The sequence below is a fragment of the Vibrio cortegadensis genome (assembly GCF_024347395.1).
GTDB lineage: Bacteria > Pseudomonadota > Gammaproteobacteria > Enterobacterales > Vibrionaceae > Vibrio > Vibrio cortegadensis.
Map to the genome: position 1 here is coordinate 439,634 of NZ_AP025473.1, position 22,757 is coordinate 462,390.

At 42.4% G+C, this 22,757-nt stretch carries 16 protein-coding genes; 6 read left to right on the forward strand and 10 right to left on the reverse strand.

The genetic code is table 11. From position 1 onward, the window contains the following. Window positions 1-378: 378 nt before the first annotated feature. The 6 genes from OCV39_RS16355 to OCV39_RS16380 all read right to left on the reverse strand — a co-directional run bounded on the left by OCV39_RS16355 (window position 379) and on the right by OCV39_RS16380 (window position 9,863). On the reverse strand, window positions 379-2,493 hold the full coding sequence (locus tag OCV39_RS16355; RefSeq protein WP_113798649.1) for a type I secretion system permease/ATPase: 2,115 nt from the start codon (window positions 2,491-2,493) through the stop codon (window positions 379-381). 18 nt (window positions 2,494-2,511) lie between these two features. Further along, window positions 2,512-4,422 (reverse strand): bifunctional diguanylate cyclase/phosphodiesterase, encoded by a 1,911-nt coding sequence (locus tag OCV39_RS16360; protein WP_261890021.1) that lies wholly within the window; start codon window positions 4,420-4,422, stop codon window positions 2,512-2,514. Between the two features lie 5 nt (window positions 4,423-4,427). Then, window positions 4,428-5,102: a transglutaminase-like cysteine peptidase gene (locus tag OCV39_RS16365; protein WP_136995003.1), complete on the reverse strand. Its 675-nt coding sequence runs from the start codon at window positions 5,100-5,102 to the stop codon at window positions 4,428-4,430. Window positions 5,103-5,252: 150 nt separating this feature from the next. Beyond that, window positions 5,253-6,644 (reverse strand): HlyD family type I secretion periplasmic adaptor subunit, encoded by a 1,392-nt coding sequence (locus tag OCV39_RS16370; RefSeq protein WP_017053860.1) that lies wholly within the window; start codon window positions 6,642-6,644, stop codon window positions 5,253-5,255. 124 nt (window positions 6,645-6,768) lie between these two features. Further along, complete coding sequence (locus tag OCV39_RS16375; RefSeq protein ID WP_261890022.1) at window positions 6,769-8,019, reverse strand: sigma-54-dependent transcriptional regulator; 1,251 nt, start codon at window positions 8,017-8,019, stop codon at window positions 6,769-6,771. Beyond that, complete coding sequence (locus tag OCV39_RS16380) at window positions 8,019-9,863, reverse strand: sensor histidine kinase (RefSeq protein WP_261890023.1); 1,845 nt, start codon at window positions 9,861-9,863, stop codon at window positions 8,019-8,021. The genes OCV39_RS16375 and OCV39_RS16380 overlap by 1 nt, the downstream gene beginning before the upstream one ends. 200 nt (window positions 9,864-10,063) lie before the next feature. Between OCV39_RS16380 and pdxH the strand changes: the two genes are divergently transcribed. Further along, entirely contained in the window at window positions 10,064-10,699 is a 636-nt protein-coding gene (gene pdxH, locus OCV39_RS16385) for a pyridoxamine 5'-phosphate oxidase (RefSeq protein WP_017053857.1), read from the forward strand. 146 nt (window positions 10,700-10,845) lie between these two features. Here pdxH and OCV39_RS16390 read toward each other — a convergent pair whose 3' ends face one another. The 3 genes from OCV39_RS16390 to OCV39_RS16400 all read right to left on the reverse strand — a co-directional run bounded on the left by OCV39_RS16390 (window position 10,846) and on the right by OCV39_RS16400 (window position 15,071). Continuing rightward, window positions 10,846-11,583 carry a helix-turn-helix transcriptional regulator gene (locus tag OCV39_RS16390; protein ID WP_261890024.1) on the reverse strand — a complete coding sequence of 246 codons (738 nt, stop codon included), beginning with the start codon at window positions 11,581-11,583 and terminating at the stop codon, window positions 10,846-10,848. 371 nt (window positions 11,584-11,954) lie between these two features. Then, window positions 11,955-13,772 (reverse strand): SUMF1/EgtB/PvdO family nonheme iron enzyme, encoded by a 1,818-nt coding sequence (locus tag OCV39_RS16395; RefSeq protein ID WP_261890025.1) that lies wholly within the window; start codon window positions 13,770-13,772, stop codon window positions 11,955-11,957. 195 nt (window positions 13,773-13,967) lie between these two features. Then, window positions 13,968-15,071 (reverse strand): PEGA domain-containing protein, encoded by a 1,104-nt coding sequence (locus tag OCV39_RS16400; protein WP_017052377.1) that lies wholly within the window; start codon window positions 15,069-15,071, stop codon window positions 13,968-13,970. Between the two features lie 421 nt (window positions 15,072-15,492). Here OCV39_RS16400 and OCV39_RS16405 point away from each other — a divergent pair, with 421 nt between their 5' ends. From OCV39_RS16405 to OCV39_RS16425, 5 genes are all read left to right on the forward strand, one after another. Continuing rightward, window positions 15,493-16,320: a helix-turn-helix domain-containing protein gene (locus OCV39_RS16405; protein WP_261890026.1), complete on the forward strand. Its 828-nt coding sequence runs from the start codon at window positions 15,493-15,495 to the stop codon at window positions 16,318-16,320. A gap of 183 nt (window positions 16,321-16,503) precedes the next feature. Beyond that, on the forward strand, window positions 16,504-19,656 hold the full coding sequence (gene putA / locus OCV39_RS16410; protein ID WP_261890027.1) for a bifunctional proline dehydrogenase/L-glutamate gamma-semialdehyde dehydrogenase PutA: 3,153 nt from the start codon (window positions 16,504-16,506) through the stop codon (window positions 19,654-19,656). A 20-nt stretch (window positions 19,657-19,676) separates the two neighbouring features. After that, window positions 19,677-20,414, forward strand: coding sequence for a 1-pyrroline-5-carboxylate dehydrogenase (locus OCV39_RS16415; protein ID WP_261890028.1), 738 nt, complete (start codon window positions 19,677-19,679; stop codon window positions 20,412-20,414). Window positions 20,415-20,500: 86 nt separating this feature from the next. After that, entirely contained in the window at window positions 20,501-21,991 is a 1,491-nt protein-coding gene (putP, locus tag OCV39_RS16420) for a sodium/proline symporter PutP (RefSeq protein WP_261890159.1), read from the forward strand. 235 nt (window positions 21,992-22,226) lie between these two features. Then, a complete protein-coding gene (locus tag OCV39_RS16425) occupies window positions 22,227-22,481 on the forward strand; it encodes a hypothetical protein (RefSeq protein ID WP_261890029.1) in 255 nt (84 codons plus the stop codon). A gap of 25 nt (window positions 22,482-22,506) precedes the next feature. Here the strand turns inward: OCV39_RS16425 and OCV39_RS16430 are convergent, their stop codons facing one another. Then, on the reverse strand, window positions 22,507-22,686 hold the full coding sequence (locus tag OCV39_RS16430; RefSeq protein ID WP_017052383.1) for a hypothetical protein: 180 nt from the start codon (window positions 22,684-22,686) through the stop codon (window positions 22,507-22,509). Between the last annotated feature and the right edge of the window lie 71 nt (window positions 22,687-22,757).

Here is a 22,757-nt window from a genome sequence, read left to right on the forward strand (position 1 = left end):
TTGACGTTGATCACGAGGTATACCCGTCTCAGTAAGGGAATTATGACTATGCACTTGGTTTAGTGATAGGTGAAATCGTCAAAATTGAAATTATTCTTAAGGGTTGCAAGGGTGGTATTTTTTATTTTTAAGATAAAAAAACACTCTTAATCGGCTTACCAGGATTAAGAGTGTTGACAGGTATGCTAATCAGGCAAAATTTGGAAAAAATATCAAAGTCAGTGGCTCCCCTAACAGAGGAGCCCATTTTGCAATAGAGCATAGAAATGTGAAATTACGATATTTATTTCAGGAGGGTCCTAAAGTGGTTAATGTGTTCTATGTCTGATTTTTCACCTAAAATACCCTGTTGTATAGGGTATTTTATTGGAGGTGAGGTTAACTCGCTGCTTTTACTTTCCCTCTCTTCAAATCAGCTAATACTTGCGTTTTTGGTCCATCGGCAATGATGTTGCCTTTTTCCATAACAATAACGCGGTCGACAATATCTAACATTGAAGTTTTATGCGTAATTAGGATTAATGTCTCACTTGGCATTAATTGGCTCAACTGGTGCTTGATATGCATTTCAGAGCGGTTATCCATGGCACTTGTGGGCTCATCCAATAGCAAAATTGGTGGTCGTCCTAAAAATGCTCTCGCAATGGCAACGGCTTGTCGCTGGCCTCCTGATAATTGCAAACCGCCTTCGCCAACTTGTCGCTCTAAACCCGCAGGGTCTTGTTGAGTAAATACCGTGACCCCAGCTCGGTTAGCGGCATCCATTACATCGCGATCGTCCACTAATGTTCGGCCTAAAGTAATGTTATCTCGAATCGAGCCGAAGAATAGATTACTGTCTTGTGGAACACAGCCTATATTGCGTCTGACATCTACGTGATGAAGTTGCTCAATATCGGTCTCATCAATCCTTACATGACCCTCTGTTGGCTTATACAGGCCCATAATCAAGCGTTCTAGCGTTGTTTTTCCTGAGCCTATTCTGCCAATGATGGCGACCTTTTCTCCTGGGGTAATGGTTAAGGAGAGCCCGCGAATGGATGCGACTGGCGAGTCAGGGTAATGGAAAGTAACATTATCGAGTTCGATTTTCCCTTGAATGACTGGACGATGAATGTAGCGTTTTCCTTCTTCTTGTTCATCAGGCATGGACATCACTTGTTCAATGATGGTCATTGACGATTTAGCTTGGTTGTATCGCGTTGATAGTAGGGATAGTTGAACCAGTGGGCCAATGGCACGGCCGCTTAACATGGTTGCTGCAATCAGCCCACCCATTGTCAGTTCGCCTTCAGCAATGAGGTAGACACCTAAGATAATCATTCCCACATTTGTGCTTTGTTGAACAAACCCAGCGGCATTTTGGATGCTGTCGGTTAAGCGACGGCTTTTAATATTCCAGTTCGCCATATGAGCGACGGCTTCTTCCCAGCGGTACTGAAACTGGCTCTGCGCACTAAGAATTTTAACCGTTTCTAACCCTGCCAAGCTTTCTATTAAATTGGCGTACTTCTGTGAGGCAAGTCGGGATCCCTCTTCAATGGTTTTCTTCAGCGGGCCTTGGATCAGTAAAGAGTGGATAATTAAGATGACCACACCAACGATGGGTACTAATACTAAATTGCCAGCCATCAGCCAGATTAAGCCTAAAAATAGCAGAGCAAAGGGCAAGTCGATCAACGATGACATCGTCGCTGATGTGAAAAATTCACGAATGGATTCAAATTCTTGTAGATGGCGAGCGAAAGCCCCAACGGATGGAGGTTTTGACTCCATGCGGATCCCCATCACTTTACTGAATAGTTTGGATGAAATCAGAATGTCCGACTTTTTACCTGCAACATCAATGAAGTAACTTCTGAGTAACTTTAAGCACAAATCAAAAGTGAATATGACAAAAATACCACTCGCGAGTACCCACAAGGTTTCAAATGCAAGATTAGGGACGACTTTGTCATACACTATTCGTGTGAACATAGGAGCGGCTATCGCAAACATATTGATTAAGATTGAAGCGATCAATACATCACGGTAAATGTTGCGTGATTCCCATAACGTACTCCAAAACCAGTGACCTTCTCTAGTTTTGAGTACTTCCGGCGAACGTTCATCATAACGAAACTGTTTTTTTACTAGAAAGTACCGTTCAGTGTATTGCTCTTCAAGTTCAGCCAAAGGCAAGTTCACGGGGATCATGCCAGATTCATGGGTGATCACCTCCGCTTCCTGCGTCTCTTTGTTTATATTGATGAGCACACACGCTCCACCGTTCTTGAGAAGTAGAACAGCAGGAAGAATGAGAAGAGGAATGTCCAATAGTTTGGACCGGTTTTCTTTTGCTACTAGGCCTGCGCGTTCTGCTGAACGCGGAAATAGGAAAGGCGTTAACCTTCCGTCTGTTAGCGGTAGGCCATTGATTAGCGCTTCAGGTGAATTCGCTAGTCCGTAATAACGGCTAACATAGATAAGCGAATTGAGTAGCGGATCTTGCATTCAATTGAACCTTAATTCTTATTTATCAACGATGAAGCCTTGGAACACTTCAACAAAATTTTCTGACAAGAAATCTAATTGGGTTTGAGTTTCCACGCGTGATGCTATGGTTGTTATCCCTAAGTTATGTGCTGTTCGAGAGATGGATGTCAGTGTGAATTTCTGTTTTTCATCGTTTAAGTGGTGAGTGAACAAGTAATCCAATTTCACGTAATTGGGTCTGAATTCATTGATGTAATCGAGAGACTGGAAGTTACGACCATAATTGTCTACCCCAAAATCAGCGCCAGCAGTACGAATGGCATTACACAATAACGCGGTGTAGTGGGGGGCATTAACAAAGCAATTTTCAGGGATCTCAAAGTGTAACTTGTTTGCAATGGAGGCGTGTTTGACCAACATCTTACTCACCCAACGAATGAAGCTTGGCTGAGAGACACTGCTTTGGGCAAGGTTAATTGCGATAGGACAGTCAAACTCACCATTATGTAATTTATCAATAATTGACTGGATAACAAATTCATCAAAGATGTGACTGGCTTGAAGTTGCTCAAGTGCGAATAAATACTGATTGGCGCTGTATCGCTCACCACCTTTTTCTATTGATGAAAAGACTTCACGATGGAATGTTTTTCCCCAGCTATTGTTGGCTTCTTGGAATCTGAAATTAACCCAACCATTGTGAATCGCTTCTTCAACAAGAGTTTTCCACTGCTGCTTACCGAGGATGTTTTGTCCTTTATCACTGCAAATTAACGCGTATGGTAGAGAGGGATCTGCTTTTGCTGTCGATAACGCATTATCGACTAAAGATAAAATTTCTGTGGTTGTTTTTGGGGTACGGTTAAATGTCACACCCAGCGAGATCTTAGGATTTGCCATTCCAGTAGGATCGGAGTCCATACTGCGCACGCAATTGATGATGCTGTCAGAAACAATTTTTAACTCACTCTCATCCATATTCGGCAGAATAAAACCAAATTCATCAGAAGAGATCCTTGCGATGGTTGCACCTGTTGAGGTAATCGTATGTTTAAGCTGTGCTGAGAGATCATGGATAAGAAGATCGCCTTGTTCATATCCTTTTTCATCATATTCATCTTTAATGAATTGAGCATGTAAAACGGCTAGGCCACCAACGGCTGATTCAGATAACCATTGGTTAAGTTGGGCGAGATAAAATGCACGGTTTCCAAGTTGAGAAATAGGATCAATGTAAGCTCGGTCTCGTAATTTTTGAGCTTCTTTGGCTTGGGCTTGAAAAGCAATCTCAACTTGCGTCGACATGTGGTTGATACCGTCAACAACAGAAATGAGATCTTTGGTGTTTGGTCTTTCTAACGGTTCACCAAATTGATTGTTGGCAATTTGGTCCATTTTGTTGACGATCTGTTTTAGTGGAATTAAAGCGTGTCTTAAAATCAAAGATATCGAGATTAACCCTATGAGAAAGATGCCACTAAAAACGGTGATCAAATCGATAAATGCTTTCCACAGTTGTAAGTAGGCAGGGCCGGGATGACTGACGATTTCAACTTCCGCAAGTTGCATCCATCCGCTGGTGACGACTCGGCGATCATGTATTTTTTCAAATAAAGGAAGGTCAGTGAACCAAGTTGGAACCTCTTTCGAACCGACAGGGTATGAACGGAGAATTTCTTCACCTGAATCTAGAAAAATAAGCCTGACCACTGAATACGAACTTCCATCAAACAGGGCATTGATTACTGATTCAACGGCGACAGTGTCATTGTCTTTTAAGTAAGGGGCGAGTGCCAAGCCAACGGTATTGATTGTATTATTTACTTCAGAGCGTTGCTGCTGCTCTAGGTTATCGCGAGTGGTATTGAATTCGATAATGAACACTGACGCTATGAGCATCAAAAATACCGCTGTCATCCCCACGACAAGTTGTCTATATAAAGTCATAGTGCTTACTCATCATAATTTATAATTGGTTTATTTAAGTTTAAGTTTCGCTCTCTAGAGCGTAAATCGTTCCACAAGCTGAGCCTTGATGACTTACCAGCTAATTTTCCGCTTGAGTTCTTTGACTTCATTAGCCACAAGTTTTTACCGTTAAAGCTATAAATCGGTAGTAAATCTGGGCGTGAAGACGCTCGTTTTATTTCAGGATTAATGTTGTCTAAAATCAGAGGCTCGGCGCTGGGTTTTGAATAATAGGCTAATACCATATGAAACTGATTCAGTTCTATTGCTTTAACATACACCAAACGAAGTTTCTTATCTGATACACCAAGTTCGAGTAATGAAAAGTATTTGGCGATAGTAAAATCCTCACAATCTCCAGCATTACTACCTAGAAACTCTAGCGGTGTTGCCCAATAATCCTTTTTTCCCCATAAATCGATATCATTAACAAAATAGAGCTGATTAAAGAATCGATTGACTGAAGTGAGTTGCTGTTTTTCAGGCAACTGATGAAACTTCGCAATCTGATTTCGCCAAGTGTTTACTCTTTTCCCTGCTCGTTCACCATAAGTGATAGTGACAGCGTCAATCCACTGTTGTTCTTTCGTGTTTAATGCTAGCGATGTAAAAGAGGCTAATAGTATTGAAAATGAAAGAGCTACTAGCTTAAGTTTCATTTAAAAGTCACTGTATCCACGAAGTTAAGGTTAGTTATCACATTGTTCTCCTTTAAGGCTTCCGTCGAATTCATCAAAAGATAGAGCTCGATGTCCAATCTATTTTTTATTTAGTGTCTTACTCTTTTAAAGCATCATTCTTTTAAAGCATTATTCTTTTAGAGCATTAGTTCGAGCGCTTAAGATTGGCTTGAGTAGATACTCCAACACGGTTCTTTTTCCAGTGATAATGTCGATGGATGCGGTCATTCCGGGAATAATGGGTAATTCTTTATCATGACCAAAGTTGGTTTTTTCGGTACGAACTCGCACAATGTAAAAGCTGTTCCCTTCTTCGTCTTGTGTTGTATCTGCACTGATATGTTCCAACACGCCTTCCAAACCGCCATATTTAGTGAAGTCATAGGCGCTAAACTTCACTATTGCTGCCAAGTTAGGTCTTAAAAAAGCGATATCTTGTGGGGCTATTTTAGCTTCAACCAGCAAGGTATCTTCAGTGGGAACGATTTCGACGATATCCATCCCAGGCTGAATTACCCCGCCCACCGTATTGAAGTTCAGTGTTTTTACGGTGCCGGTAACGGGTGATATAACATTGGTACGGTTAACTCTGTCTTCCAAGCCCACTGCTGATTCTGTGATGGCAGATAACCTGTCTTGCGCGTCATTGAGCTTCTCTTGCTGCTCTGAACGAAATTTTAGTGCAGCATCAATTCGGCTAAGCATCGCCTCTTTGATTGCAGATTGCAGAAGTGGGATTTTCAATTCGCTAGAGGTCAGTTCACGTCTAGTATCGTTCACTTGGCGTTGAAGTTTTAGTAACTCAATACGCGGTACCACGCCTTCTTCAGCTAATGGTTCCGTAATTTCGAGTTCTTTCTGTGCGAATTGGTAGCTTCTCTTGAGGTTTCTGGCTCGGGCTTGAATTTCGATCAGATCTTGTTGTCGCTGGATGACTTGTTGATCAAAAACTGACAGTTGGTTACGTAGACTATTAAGATCTTGTCGATATTCTGCTTTTTGGCGACTAATTAATTTCGGCTGAAGTTCGCTAAATAGAGGAGGGAAAGCGAGTTTTCCATAATCAATTTTTACGCTGTCTTCCCAATTCTTTTGAGAAACTTCTTCATTGATAACCACACTGCTTATTGAAGCTGAAAGTTGTAAAACATTCGCCGTTAGATTTGATACTTGCTGTTCTCGCTCACGGTAATCCGACCGAAAACGAGTGTCATCGATCAGTAATAGAGGTTGTCCTTTTTGGACTTGTTGCCCTTCATGAACCAGTATCTCTTTAACTAAACCACCTTCAAGGTTTTGAATAATTTGGATTTGAGATGAAGGCACCACTTTTCCTTGGCCTACGGTGACTTTATCTATTTCTGCCCAAGAGGCCCAAAGCCCAGCAATAATAAAGAATAGAACCATGATCCATAGCATCAATCGTGCGCTAGTCGGAGTATTGAGAAGCAATGCCGCGGTTTTGTCATCTACGTAATCAAGCTCATTCTTTGAGAGCTTGTCGTAGTTTTTATTACTCATGTGCGTTCCTTGTCAGCATGCATCGTTTAAGTCTCAACGATATTTTAGGCTGATTTTAACAAAATGTTAAAGTTTTTAGGTAATTACCTTATTATACAACAGCCATTGGGATTTTATTAAACCTCTAAGTTTTAAAGTGAGATTTATCTAATTGGTGTTTTTTCAGTTTGTCATAGAGCGTTTTTCGTGAGATTTGCAACTCTTGTTGGATTTCTTTCAAACGGCCGTTATGTCGTTGCAGAGCATCCATTAGTAGAGAGTGTTCAAAACGCTCTGTTTTCTTAGAAAATGAATCGCTCTCCGTGGTTAACTCAGACAACAATACTTCAGGGGATTCTTCCGCAGGTTTTAGAGCTCTCATCTCAGCATAGTGACGTAGCTGTTTGATGTTTTCTGGCCATTCGTAGCTTTCGAGTTGTTGAATTTCGTAGTTTTTAATGGTGGGAGGCTGTAACTGATATCGACTTGCCGCCCCACGGACAAAGTGCTTAAACAGTAGACCAATATCCTCACGTCTATCTTTCAGTTCTGGTAATGAAAAATGATACAAAAGGGAGGTCGGTTGATTCTGTGATGATTCAATTTCTTGAGGCAGTGTATTGGTTGCAAGAATGAGGCGGCAGTTGTGCATGTTAATTGTCAGTAGTTGTTGCCAATGCGCAAGGGTTAGGATTTCCGCGGAGTGAATGTAAATCGTTCCTCCCTGGTAGTGGTCCGCAAGCTTAGAAATAGAATCAATCAGCTCGCACTCTTGTAATTCGCATAACGTATAAGCCGAAAGGGGATAAAGCTCAGCTTGTGGCGATGAATGGATGTCATGGGTGTACTGCGCGGCGATACGTTTACCTGTTCCAACTTTACCAACAAAAATGATCGGTAGTCTGGGTTCGAGCTCTATCAGCTTGCGCCGTAAATCGATAATGGCTTTGGAATGACCGATGAGTTTTGGGCCAACCTGACTCTGCATCTCCAACTCTTTTTTTAACCAGATATTTTCTCTCACTAAAGTGAGCTTTTCTTGTGCTTTATAGATTGAGGCGAGAAGCTTTTCGGTTGAAAAAGGTTTTTCTAAAAAATCGCATGCTCCTGATTTCATCGCGGTTACAGCCGTCGATACATCGCCATATCCCGTGAGCACAATAACTTGGAAGTGAGGGTTGTTACCTAGCAACTGGGTCATGAAATCGAGCCCTGTCATCACTGGCATGTGAATATCTGTTATCACAATCGCTGGCGTTGTCATATCAATTGTGCTGAAAGCTTCAAGGGCATTAGGAAAAGTCACAACATGGATCTGTTCAATCAGTAACGCTTGAGAAATCGCATCTCGGATTGCTGGCTCGTCATCGATTAAGTAGATGGTTTGATTTAGCATTATTCTTCCTCCTTTATATCCGATCCGTGATTTGACCGAGCAAGTGGTAGCCGAATAGTAAATGCTAATCCGCCTTCTTCTCGGTTATGGGCTGTGATATATCCATGATGCGCTTCAATAATTCGCTTCGTAATAGTAAGCCCGAGCCCTAATCCTTCTGGTTTTGTTGTGAAAAATGGGTCAAATAGCGTGGTAATTTCTGTGTCATTTATCCCCGGCCCATTATCCCAAAAATGAAGGTTGCCTTCTCTGTTGTTCACCTCCCACTCAATGCCGATTTGTGGGTTGTGCGACTCTGTTAAGGCTTGCAAAGCATTGTGGATTAGGTTGACTAATACCTGCTCTAACTGAACGGAGTGAATTGCCACGTATTGGTCATTCGCAATTGTGGGAATACGCAGTGTAACGCCTTGGCGTATTGCTTGAGTGCTTAGAATACCGATAGCGTTATTTATTGCTAAATGCACGCAAGCGAAACAGGTATCGCTTTGGGTGCTTTTACGAGTAAACACTTTTAAGCGGCTAATAATATCCCCGACGGTTTGATTGAGTTCTACCATTTTGTTGAGGTTACTCGTCACTAAATCTAGGTGTCCCATCTCTAATAGACGCAGGCTGTTTTCACTGTAAGTCCTCATTGCGGTAAGCGGTTGATTAATTTCGTGGTTGATACTGGCTGATAGTTCTCTCAATAGCGCTAATTTTGCCGCTTGAGTCAATTCATGCTGAGTCTGTTTTAGCTCGTGTTGAGATTGCTGATATTGGAAAATTGTATTTTCCAACTGTTCATTGGCGTGTTGTAAAAATTGAGTGCGCTTTTCTACTTTACTTTCTAGTGCTTGGTTTAAGTTTAGCAGTGCGTTTTTTGCGTGATATGTTTGTCTCCAGTACCAAGTGACCACGATGAGCAGGCTATAGACCAGCAGATAGATAATAGCGACCTCACTGGTTGCTATCAGTAGTTGACTCTTTGGTTGTAGTGCTAAAATTTGATAGCCGTTTGTGTTCGATGGTTGAGCGTATAGGTAGTGATCATCGGTTGAGAGTAGTTGCTCGGTTGGTAGAGTCAGATCTGCAGCGAAAAGCGGACTAATATTTGGCTCTGTGAGCAAGCTGATTTCTTGCACGCCATATTGACGTGTTGACTGCAGTACTTGGTGTTGTTTTGCGTTTAAAGGGGATACTGATTGATATAGCCACGGAGCGAAACTGCTTAGAAAAACGATGTTGTTGCTATCAATCACCATTATTTGCATGTTATCAGTACGGATCAACTGCTCTATATTTTCCAAGCTGACTTTCACTGTCAAAACGCCAACAATGGTTTGCTTAAAGAAGAGTGGGGATGAAAAGTAGTAGCCACGTTTATTCGAACTGATCCCTAAGCCAACGTATTGGGATGACTGCCCCTTTATTGCCTGTTGAAAGTAGGGACGAAATGCGTAGTTATTGCCAACAAAGCTATTGGGCTGATCATGATTACTTGCCGCAATACTGACACCGCTCAAGTCGTTAATGTAGATGGTGTCAGCAAGGCTTTGAACGGACCACTCTTTGAGTAACTCATTGAGTGTTTCAGAGCTTAATTTCCCCTCAAAGTAAGCCGCTATTCGTGGGTCGTGATCCAGTAAGTTGGGTATTTGCTGAAATTTGGCGAGCTCAGAATCTATCTGTTGGTAGGCTTTCTGAGCGCTTGCGTTGAACTGTTTTTGTAGTTGTGTTTGCTTGTATTGAGTTACGCTGAAAAAGATCAATATTAAACTGACGAGACCAATGATGACTGATTTGATGATGAATTGTGAATTGGTCGATAGCGATGATGAAAACGTCGATAACTTAGACAAATAAACCTCGAAGATATGCCGATCATGTGGGTGTTTATTTAGCTTATCAGTTTGAGCCACATATTAACGCGATCCAGTTATCAAGGGCTTCCAGTTTGTAAGTGTTTGTTTGTCTAAGAGTTGGTTTGGGGAATTTCGATTGTTACTTGTGTTTCGTGATATAACAGCGCAAAATCTAAAAAAAATTCTAAGGAGTAGAAATGGAACTGACAGATATTCGTCGTGAATACGCACAAGGCGGTTTAAGACGAAAAGACCTAAAAGCCGATCCTATTGAGCAATTTAATTTTTGGTTAGAACAGGCGATTAACGCCAAACTTACCGATCCGACGGCAATGACGGTTGCGACTGTGGATAAGGATGGTCAGCCATTTCAGCGAATAGTGCTACTGAAAAATGTCGATAAAGAGGGATTCATTTTTTACACTAATTTAGGTAGCCGTAAAGCTCAGCATCTGGAAGATAATTGCAAAATTAGCCTTCACTTTCCATGGCACCCTTTAGAAAGACAAGTTCATATTACTGGCACGGCTGAAAAGTTATCGGCATTAGAGAATATGAAGTATTTCTCTTCTCGTCCTAAAGAGAGCCAACTCGCGGCAATCGCAAGCAAGCAAAGTAGTCGTATTTCTGCGCGCGGTATTTTAGAAGGGAAATATTTAGAGCTGAAGCAAAAATTTGCCAAAGGTGAAATTCCGGTACCAAGCTTTTGGGGCGGTTTCAGAGTTAAACCTGAAAGTATTGAATTTTGGCAGGGTGGAGAACATCGCTTGCATGACCGATTCCTTTTCTCTAAGCATGATCAACAGTGGGATATTGACCGCTTAGCGCCATAGCTTTAAGCGCCATAGTTCTATAGCTGCGAAGTTATGCTGTGTCATCGTTTTACATTGTAAATCGTCGATTATTAAGCCTCAAAGTAACGTTGAAAAACGAACTCGTGAGGCTTTTTTATTGGACGCTATTTAGATCGGTTTTCAGGCTAATACTGCTCACTGAGGCATTCATTGTTTAGAACGACAGATAATTGGGTTTTTAATAAGCTTTTTGGAATGACAGAGCCAAAGCCAGCATCGAGGGCTTTATCGATGAGTTGCTCTTTGCTTTTGGCATTAAATTTGGTTTTAAGCTTCGCAATATAGCCTTCAACCGTTTTAACTGAAATCGCCATCGCACGAGCGATATATTGCGGCTTTTTGCCATACAACAATAGAAATAGGGATTCGGACTCTCGCTGTGTTAGAGGCTCTATCTGCCCCTCATCTATGACATTAAACCCCACAGCTTGGCGGTTTGTGCGTTGAATTCCAGTGGCACGACAAATCCAATGGCCTACTTCTAAGATGGCAGTATCCGTTAGCTCCTTGCCAAAGAAAATAGTTCCTATCACCTCATTGTTTTCATTGTACCAAGGTTTCTTGGTAAAAATATGAGCGTGCCAGCGGCCATCAGGGTAAGGGTGAATATCTAAAATCTTTATTGTCTTTCTTGTCGCGATAACAAAAGCATCCTGACGTTGGAACTCTGCTGCACACTCTATGGTTGGGCTTGGCATTTCAAAATCACTGCGGCCAATACATTGGTTTGGCTCCTCTACACCAATAAGCTTTGCATAAGCTTCATTAGCATAAACAAAAACAGAATTAAGATCCTTACACCCCCAGCATCCTGGAAGCTGGTAAAAGAGAGAGATGAGAGTGGAATCGAAATCTGTAGACACAATAAAATACCGTTGGAAAATTTAACTTATTGTATCAAAATCAGTGAGTTATTGTATGCAGTCAAATGCAATTTTTACAGTGTAATGTCTTGATGGTGATTATTTGAACATTATGGCCCATTTTGGACAAAAAAAAGCCAGCCTGAAGAGGGGCTGGCAAATACAAGAATTAATCTTGTCGACGTGTAGAAGAGGTTCCACATTCCTAGCACATGTATTGCAAAAAATGTAGAGGTATCTATTAGACACCATGAGCGATATAACATTCATTACCTGCCCATGTGGGTAATGTAAAACAAGTTTGATATTGAGGTAAGGGGGGAAATCCCCCCTTTGGCTATCTTTTTGGGAAGGGTGAGCGTTACGGTTGCCTAGAGTTGGCGTAACACTCGGAATCCGACATAATTGGCTGCCATCGTAGGTGCTAAGTAGAGTTCGCTTTGTGCTTGAGCTTCATTTGGAGAGAAGCTCCAAGCGCCACCTTTTGCGACACCTTTGCTATCTTGTGTCCACTCCCAAACGTTGCCCACGACATCGTATAAGCCATATCGGTTGGCTGGGAATGATTTCACAGGCGAGGTGCTTACATTCGACCATGGTGTTCCGCTCCAACCTGTATTGGCTTGGCCTTCATCAAAGTTATCTCCCCACCAGAAATTGGATTTAGAACCGGCGCGAGCGGCTACTTCCCACTCGTCACTGCTTGGTAGACGGTAAGTAAAGCCCGTCTCTTGTGAAAGCCAGTGAGTGTATGCTGTTGCATCATTGCGGCTGATGCATACAGCAGGAGAGCTTGCTGATTGCTTAAAGCCAGGGTTACGCCAATAGCTATCAGAAATAGGAGTGACTTCTGATTGGGCTACAGCAGTACAAATGTTCTGCAACTCTGCATCTGTTTGATAATTCGTTCGTTTTATGAAAGTTTCAAACTGCATCACTGTGATTGGGGTAGAGGCAATAGCGAAAGCATGATCAAGGTTATATTGCTTCTCTCCATGCTCCCCTAATAGGAATTGTCCAGGCTCAATGACGACCATTTCAGGTGCTTTGGCGTTGCTACCAATGGCGTCTGCGAATTTATGGCCTGTTTTTAACACATTCTCTTTCTCACGTAAGACGGCACGCAGCGTATGATCTGATTTAATTCTCAGTTCTTGATTAAAAGAGCGGTAGCCCTCTTTCTCTATGGTGATCATGTGTGGCCCTACAGGTAGCATCACTTCCAATGGTGTGCTGCCATATTTCACGCCATTCACCGACACGGAATCATTATATTGATTAGAGCGGATCGATAAGCTAACCCAAGCAACCTCTTTTTCAGGTGCTTTAGCGGATTCTTCTCCTGGTGCAAAACAGTATTGAGAATCGATGTTTAACAATTTACAGGGAGCGTTGGTTGCAGGACGAGCTTCTAATTCAACATCGACAACTGTCTTATGTTTGTTATCACCATAGAAGCTAGCATTCACAACGTTATGGCGTAATACGTGAATGCTTAGAGAAGCCGAGGCGATATTTTGTTTTACAAGCGCGGGTTCTGAAGTGCTTTCAACTAACTCGTTTTGGAATTGTTTTACTGCTTTTTGCAGGGCTAAATCTGTCGTTTGCCCTGAACACTGCGCCAGTGTCATATTTGATTGGCAGGTGTTAGTAAAGCTTACTTTTTGCTTGCCACTTTGGTGCAACTCGCTTTTAAGTCGATCAGCTCGAGATCGTAGCTGTTCATTATCTAGCTGGGCGATAGACTGCTCAATCACGGCTTGCTCGGCCTTTAATTGTGCAAGCTCTAGTTCAAGTGCCTGTTTATCTTGTGCGGCTGTTAACTGTTCGCTTTGGTTTCGTTTTACTTTTGACCAAGCTTCTTGGTAAGCCGATTGTGTTGGTTCTAAGTCAAGCTCGGGCTCATCAATCATTTTGGCATAATCACGTTCAAGGTTTTGTTTGGCTTTTGCCAATATTGAACTGTATTGATTGTTTTGTTCGATAAGTCGATTAACCAGCTCTTGCTGATTCGAAACTTGATTACTTTTATCAGCAACGAGCTTTTGAGCTGCTTCAAGTTCAGAGTGCTTAGTAAATAACTCGCTTTCTATACTAAGCACATTCGATGTTGGTGCTTGAGCATAAGTGGAGGTCATTACTAGGCAAGGTGCAAGAGCAAATAAGAGAGCAGGTAAACCTTGGCGCATTATCATTCTACTTAAGTCATATTTCTGAATATATGGTTATTCTAAACGAAAACGCCATTTTGTCTGAAGTCATCTGAGATATCTTCGTGACAAAATGGCGTTTTAACGTCAGCTTTGTGAGTTTTGGCAAATAATTGAACAAAAATTGCTAATTAAACACTCACTTGTAATACATAAATATTGGGCTAGTTGGGTTTAACTCTCTTTATTAGGGAGTAGTTTTACCCAAACAGTGTCGTTACCGTTGAGTGTAATCACCCGATTGTATGTTTCGTAGCCTTGTTTTGATACCGTAATCTGATGACGGCCATTTGGTAGTACGATCTCGACAGGAGTACTGCCGTAGTCGACGCCATTAATGGTTACTGAATCGTTATATTGATCAGAACGAACCTTTACATTGGCCCATTGCTTATCATTTTTTTCAGTTTTTGCTGCTTGGTCGCCTTTTAAGCAGTAACGCGGAGAGACATTCAGAAGTTTACAGGCTGCGATTGCTTCAGGTTTCGCTTGCAGTTGTGCTTGCATTTGAGTGAAGTAAGCGCTGTTTCCTGAGAAGCCACTTTTGATGATTTGGCTCTCTTGAACATGAATATTAAGTTGCACACCTTGAAGGTTTTGTTTCGCTATATTGGATTCGGTGAGCTTTGAAAGCATGTTTGAACGGAACGTTTTCACCGCTTTCTGTTTGGTTAGGTGCTTACCTTGGTTAGCACATTCACCTAGTGTCATGGTCGTTGAACACGTTGTTGTATAGCTTGTTTCAAGAACGGCACTTTCACGCAGTTCTGTTGCTAAACGCTTAACACGAGCTTCTACTTTCGACTCTTGTAAGTTCGCTAGCTCATTGTTGCTTCGTGCTTGCTTCTGCTTCAGTTGAGATAAGCGCATCTCATTTTCAACAATTGACTGTTTACTCTCTAGTAACTGAGCTTGGTTCTCTTTTACATTGGTCCAAGATTCTTGGTATTTCTTCTGAAAAGAGACAAGATCGGTGTCTGGATCTTCAAGTAAACGGCTGTACTGTTTGTCTAACGCTGATTTAGCACGATTACGTTTCGCGTTAAAATCTTCACCATCACGTTTTAATTTAGCTTGTTGATTTAGAAGTTGTTTAAGATTCTCATTCTCAGCAGAATACTCTGATGAAAGGGTATTAAGTTCGTTCTGCTTTATGTCTAGCTTTTCATCGATAGCCGTAACAGGATCGACTTGAATTAGCTCTTCAGCTGATACCGATGTAGATACCCAGAAAGGAGTTAACGCTAATAAAAGCGTAGAAATGCGAAATGTGCTCATAGGTCCCTGCAGTAAGTTGTATTGAAAAATACGCAGATAGTTACATCGGCGAAAAGATATTATTTTGACGACTATGTATTTAAGCCCATAGTTTAGGCAAATATGAACGCTAAAAAATGCAGCAGAACGCACAAAAAGTGTAAGGTGCTTGAATCTGCATAAATTTTTCTAGTGCTATTTTGAGCTGTACGCAAAATTATGCAAGTGTCAGCGATTAAATTAATGGATTTATAATTAGTTGATTGCACATTAACCGTAATTAATGTGCACTTGATCATTGTTCCGAGAGCTTTGGTGATCAGAAATCAGTGAACCTATAAGTGTGTTGATGCGTATTTTTGTGGAAAAGGATCGATTTTTTAGTGCTACAAAGCTTCTTGTTATATCATCTATTAAGCACGCCACATTGGAATCGAAACAGATGAAAACCCCTGCGACTCAATCACCTTCTTTAATTGACGATATCGCCAAAGATTTGGCACCTAGGCCAGCAGAGATAGTTACGCTACCTTCACACATGGATTGTCATGAGCATTCTTACAGTCAAGTGGTTATCGGCTTGAAAGGGCAAGCGGAGTTTGAAGTCAGCGGGCGGGGTAACCTAGTTGGGCCAGGACAGGGTTGTGTGGTTACCGCAAGTTCTGATCATGCCTTTGGCGGCGTGATCGGGCAGTCGGATATTTTGGTGTTAAACATGCCTGTTGCCACCAGTGATGATCCTTTAATGCTTGATAAGATCAACCAGCTATCTCGAGCTGATACCTACTTTCAATTGGATAGCCAAATTCAGAAGTTGATCAGAATGTTAGTGCTTGAAATGCAATCTAGCCCGGATGATCTTTTGCTTAGCCGAGCTTGTAACGATACGGTTGTTGCGTTGCTACAAAGGCATATTTCAGTGTTTGAAACCTCAGCTAAAGAGTCCCGTTTTGATCTTGAAGCGATCGATCGCTATATCGAACTCCATCTCAGTCACAAAATTTCTGTCGCCCAGCTTGCTGGTAGCGTATTCCTTGGAGAGAGCCAATTTCATATGCTGTTCAAAGATCAGATGGGGATTACCCCTCATCAATATGTTTTAGGTAAGCGAATTGATATGGCAAGAACGTTGATTGATCAGGGGTCGTTAAGTTTAGGGCAGATCGCGGAATTGACAGGCTTCTCTGGACAAAGCACTTTTACTCATACTTTTACACGCCTTCAAGGGATCTCTCCATCTCGATACAAAAAGCAATCTTCTGTTAAATAAGTCATTAGTTACGGATTAATATATTGCCAGTTCTTATGTGATATTGTTTATACTTTGTTAAAAAAGCGAGTTTTTAGCAAAAAACTCGGAGTTTTTGACAAGTAATCCTCTTCTGCTCAAAATACACTGCCAGCCATTGTAGAAACTCCGATACTTTTTCGGATGTGAGATTGAGGAAAACGCATGTTTACTGCTACTGATGTGTTAAAACCAGAGTTTATTGAGCAACCGCTTGATAAGCTGTGGTCACTGATCTCGCCATTATATATGGTGGATGAGTCCCAATGGCTAAAGCAACTTTTACCGCTAGCTATCCCTTCAGAACAAGAAAAATCAGAGATTTCACTTAAAACGACTCAACTGATTGAATCTATTCGAGCGGATAAAAAGTCGATCCAAATGATTGATGCACTACTTCTTGAGTACAGTTTAGATACGCAAGAGGGCATTCTATTGATGTGTCTAGCGGAAGCGTTAATGCGTATTCCTGATTCGGCAACCGCTGATGCTCTCATTCGAGATAAATTGACCGTTGCAGATTGGAAATCTCACCTCAAAAATTCAGATTCTGTTTTCGTTAATGCATCCACTTGGGGCTTAATGTTAACAGGCAAAGTCGTTGGGTTATCAGACCAAGATTCTCCAAGCCCAGCACAAGCGATGAACCGTTTAGTTAACAAGCTATCAGAGCCTGTAATTCGAAATGCCATGCATCAAGCAATGAAAATTATGGGGCACCAATTTGTATTGGGACGCAGCATTGCTGAAGCGCAAAAAAATGGCCGTGCCATGCGCGATAAAGGCTTCACTTACTCATATGACATGTTGGGTGAAGCGGCATTGACCACTGCCGATGCAAATAAGTACTTCAAAGATTATTTGATGGCGATTGAGGCTGTGGGCCGCGATGGCTATCAGTCAAAGGCATCGGCAAAGATGGAAAGTCCTGCCCCGTCGGTTTCTATTAAGCTATCCGCTTTACACCCACGCTATGAAGTGGCGAACGAAGACCGAGTTCTAACGGAATTAGCCGACACTTTAGAGCAACTATTACGCCGCGCCGTCGAGTTAGATGTTGCGATTACGATTGATGCCGAAGAAGCGGACCGTTTAGAACTGTCGCTGAAACTGTTTGAGAAAGTGTATCGCAGCGATTTGGTCAAAGGATGGGGCAAGTTTGGTCTGGTTATTCAAACTTACTCTAAACGTGCCCTTCCGGTGTTGGTTTGGATTAATGCGTTAGCAAAAGAGCAGGGTGATCAGATCCCATTGCGCCTGGTAAAAGGGGCTTATTGGGATAGCGAAATCAAATGGTCGCAGCAAGCAGGTTACGACAACTACCCAGTATATACTCGTAAAGAATCAACGGATGTTGCATATTTAGCTTGTGCTCGCTTCCTACTTAGCGAAGGTGTTCGCGGCAATATTTTCCCTCAGTTTGCAAGTCACAATGCACACACGGTAACGGCTATCGCAGTGATGGCACAGCATAAAGAGTTTGAATTTCAACGTTTACATGGCATGGGCGACTCGCTTTATAACCATGCGATGGAAGCGTACCAACAGTCAGTACGAATCTATGCACCAGTCGGTAGCCATAAAGATTTGCTTCCTTATTTAGTTCGTCGTTTATTAGAAAATGGCGCGAACAGTTCATTTGTTCATCGTTTGGTTGATGCTCGCTGCCCAATTAGTGAGCTGACTCAGCATCCTGTCGATATGCTGTTAAGTTTCGATACATTGAACAATACAAAAATCCCATTGCCTACAGATGTTTTCCCCGAGCGGAAAAATGCCTATGGGGTGAACGTTGATATTGAAAGTGAAGCCTCGGTGTTTGAAGCGCAAGTGACAAGCTTCTTAGATAAACAGTGGTCGGCAGGCCCTGTGCTCAATGGTTCAAGTCATTTCGAAAGCATGATCAAGGCAGAAGATCATATTGAAACGATCACTGCACCTTACGATCGTCGAATTACGGTTGGGCAGGTTGCTTTTGCAAACCTTGATCATGTTTCCGCTGCAATAGAAGGTGCGGAAACGGCTTTCGCGGCTTGGCAGTTGGCGAGTATTCAAGATAAGAGCGCACTATTAGAACGTTTAGCCGATCTTCTCGAAGAGAATTTGGCGGAGTTGGTGGCGATCTGTCATCAAGAAGCGGGCAAAACCATTCATGACAGTATTGATGAAGTTCGTGAGGCGGTGGATTTCTGTCGTTACTACGCGAAGCAAGTCGATAATCTCGCGCAATTCAGCATTGAAGGATTTGATGGTGTAACACGCATCGCTTCACGTCAGGGTCGTGGTGTGTTTGTGTGCATTAGCCCGTGGAACTTCCCTCTGGCTATTTTCTTAGGCCAGATCACCGCTGCTTTGGTTGCAGGAAATACGGTTGTTGCAAAACCTGCCGAGCAGACGAGCTTAATTGCTGCTCGCGCGGTTGAATTGATGCAGCAAGCAGGATTTCCTGAAGGGACTATTCAGTTACTTCCTGGACGCGGTGCTGAGATTGGCTCTGCTTTAACATCTCACCCTTCAATTGCTGGCGTTGCCTTTACTGGGTCTACGGCGACGGCGCAACGAATTAATGTGACATTGGCAGAGCGTGATGCTGCGCCAGTTCCATTCATTGCTGAGACTGGTGGTCAAAATGCGATGATCGTCGACAGTACGGCATTACCTGAACAAGTCGTTCGTGATGTTATTCGCTCTTCATTTGCTTCTGCTGGCCAACGTTGTTCTGCGCTTCGCGTTTTGTTTGTACAAGAAGATATTGCAGATCGCATTGTGGCGCTTATTCAAGGTGCGATGAATGAGTTAAGTGTTGGTATTCCACACCTACACAAAACGGATGTTGGTCCTGTGATTGATGCAACCGCTAAGACTAAGTTATTGGCCCACTTAGAGAGCATGAATAACTCGCAGAAGAAAGTGGCTCAGTTAGAACTGGGAGCCGTCTGTGAGCATGGAGACTTTGTCCCGCCAAGTGCTTTTGAAATTGATGATATTTCGTGTTTAAAAGAAGAGCAGTTTGGTCCTATCCTGCATATTGTTCGTTTTAAAGCGAGCGAATTAACGAATGTGGTCGAACAAATTAACCAGACGGGCTTTGGCCTAACCATGGGCATCCATAGCCGAAATGAAACGACTTACCGCTGGATTGAAAAACATGCGCGTGTTGGAAACTGTTATATCAACCGAGATCAAGTAGGAGCAGTCGTTGGTGTTCAACCATTTGGAGGCCAAGGACTATCAGGTACAGGGCCAAAAGCTGGCGGCCCGCACTATTTGTACCGTTTCACTCAGGTTAAATTTGCTGATCAATCAGCGTCTCACTAAGAAAGCACAGGAGAAATATCATGGTTCATCAAGTGACAGGTTTTTCAGATGCTTTTTTAGCATGGGAACAGTGGAATTTAACCAACTTTGATTATAAGTGTGAGCAGTTACTTTCACTGAAGGCTCAATTAAGTGAGGTTTTACCTAGCTTAGCGCCAGTGATGTCATTTCACATTCAACAAGCTTCAACCTTGCTCGCAGAGAGTCACCAATTAATTGGGCCTACGGGTGAAACAAACGAACTTTACACCGCTGGGCGTGGTGTCGCGGCTCTTGTTTTTGAACAAGATTCCAATGGGGATACGACAGCTCAACAAGCCATAATTGCTCAATTTACTGCGGCACTGATTGCTGGAAACAGCGTGATGTTATGCAGTGATGATATGGCGCTAAACCAAGGAATTCAAACTGCCATAGAGCAGTCTCGTTTCCCTAATAACCTGATTCAAGTCGTCTCTTACGATGCCTATCATCAACTGCTCGCATGTGATGTGCGATCGGTGGGTTATGTCGGAAACTCGGAGATTGAACATAGCATCAATCTTCAATTAGCTAAGAGAGAGGGGGCCATCGTGAACTTAGTGTCACAAGTATTGGTTTCTAATCACTTAGCGTCGGAAAAGGATCTGGCGACATTGACTGTTGCTCATGATCCACACTTATCGCTGCGCTTCATAACGGAACGTACGAGAACTATAAACATAACAGCTGTGGGCGGTAACGCGACCTTGTTAGAACTTGGAAGTGACGCTCACTAACTTTCTTTATTACCTCTCCTCTTCAAACTATCTAAAGAAGAGGAGGGGGCATGGAAAGCGATCTTTAAGAAGAGGACCATCAAATGATAGAAAATAGCTTTGCTATCACTACCACATTTATCGCGTATCTAATTATGATGCTTGCGATAGGCGTTATCGCTTACAAGCGTACGTCAAACTCAAGTGATTATTTCTTGGGTGGCCGTTCACTAGGGCCGTGGCCAGCTGCACTTTCTGCTGGCGCATCAGACATGAGTGGTTGGTTATTGCTTGGCTTACCAGGTTACGCTTATGCAGCAGGTATCGAGGCATTTTGGCTTGCGGGTGGTTTATTAATTGGTACATGGGCAAATTGGCTAATCAGTGCAAAACGCCTTCGTACTTACAGTATTACAACGGATTCATTAACACTGCCTGAGTTCCTTTCTCGCCGTTTTAATGACAGTACAAAACAGATTCAAGTGATTTCTGCTTTCTTCATCCTTTTGTTCTTCCTTTTTTATACAAGCTCAGGCTTGGTTGCAGGCGGAAAATTATTTGAAACAGTATTCGGCCTAGACTATTCGACAGCCGTTATTATTGGCACAGTATGCGTGGTTTCTTATACTTTGTTCGGTGGTTTCTTAGCCGTATCATGGACGGACTTGGTGCAAGGTTTGCTGATGTCTGCTGCTCTGCTGATTGTCCCAATTGCTGCGATGCAAGGGGGCCTTGGTCAACTTGGTGATGATCTGTATGCAATTAACCCTGAGTTACTGACTTTCTGGAATGATTCGAAAGGTGAGCCTCTAACGGCTGTCGCGATTATTTCGCTTGTTGCTTGGGGCTTGGGTTATTTTGGTCAGCCGCATATCCTAGCGCGTTTCAAAGCAACCCGTACTAACAAAGACCTTACTTCAGCGCGTCGTATTGCGGTGATTTGGACGGCGTTATCTATGGCTGGTGCTATGCTCGTTGGTCTTGTTGGATTGGTGTATGTGACAAATTCAGGCGCGGGCGAATTGGCTGATGGCGAGAAAATTTTCATGCTATTGGTGAATGCTATCTTCCACCCTGTGATTGCGGGTATTTTACTTGCAGCTATTTTGGCTGCCATCATGAGTACAGCGGATTCTCAACTGCTTGTTTCTTCTTCAGCTCTTGCGGAAGATTTCTATAAACAGGTATTTAAGAAAGATGCATCATCTGAAGAGATTGTGCGTGTTGGTCGTATCGCTGTCATCGGTATTTCACTTGTCGCATTGGTACTTGCAATGACTCCTGATAGCTCGGTTCTTGGCCTTGTTTCTTATGCATGGGCAGGCTTTGGTGCGGCATTTGGTCCAGCCATTATATTGAGCCTATACTGGGATCGTATGAACCGAAACGGTGCGCTAGCAGGTATTATTATTGGCGGCGTTACTATCGTGGTTTGGAAGCAGATTTCAGGTGGTTGGTTTGATGTTTACGAAATCGTACCGGGTATTATTTTCTCAACATTAGCGATTGTTGTTGTGAGCTTAATGACTGCGGAGCCAGAGAAGGCAGTCATCGAACAACATAAGAAGTTTAAGAAAAACCTTATTGAATTAGATTAATTTTAATATTTGAGGTTGTTGCATATCTGCCCTTGCGAGTGATCGCGAGGGCTTTTTTATTTCAGAAGTATGATCAAGGGAAAGATAGGTTGCACGTAAGTCTCATTCTTTGAAAAAACAAGGTTGTTTTTTGAACATAACGCACGTTTTTTGTATTTTAACTTTTGAACTAGGAACAAAATTGAACAGAATGTGTCAATTATCATTAACTGATTGACATATTTAGGGGAAGGAAATGCCTGATACATATTGTTCGACATGCCAAAAAGTGACAGCACACAAGGCGTTGATGCGACGCAATACGGACCATGATAGTGCTAATGGCGGTGTCTTACAGTCATTTCAACAGTTAATGAATCAATTTATTAATGGTGAGCATTACTACAAATTAGAGCAGCAGTTGTTTTGCCGTTCTTGCAATTGTCAGTCCATGTCACCTGCGGATCGTTCGACGTATGCACGACTTGCTAATCATGAAATCCACTTATGAAGCGATAAAGTCGTACTCAATTAGTTTAAGCTGTGGTTGTACTCTCATCTTTTGAGTCAGTAGCAACCTCTACTTGTTCAATTGATACAGGCCAGCCATATTCGGTGTACTCTTTATAAAGAGTTTCAGCGATGTCCTTTGATACCGTTGCCTTAGTCCAATTCCCAATTCCAAAAGGTTTGTAAGATATTATATAGGTAATCATTGATTCTTCCTTAACTGCTATTTACTTCATTATTCATGCTTTTCCTATTTTGCTCTTTTCAATTTAGCTCA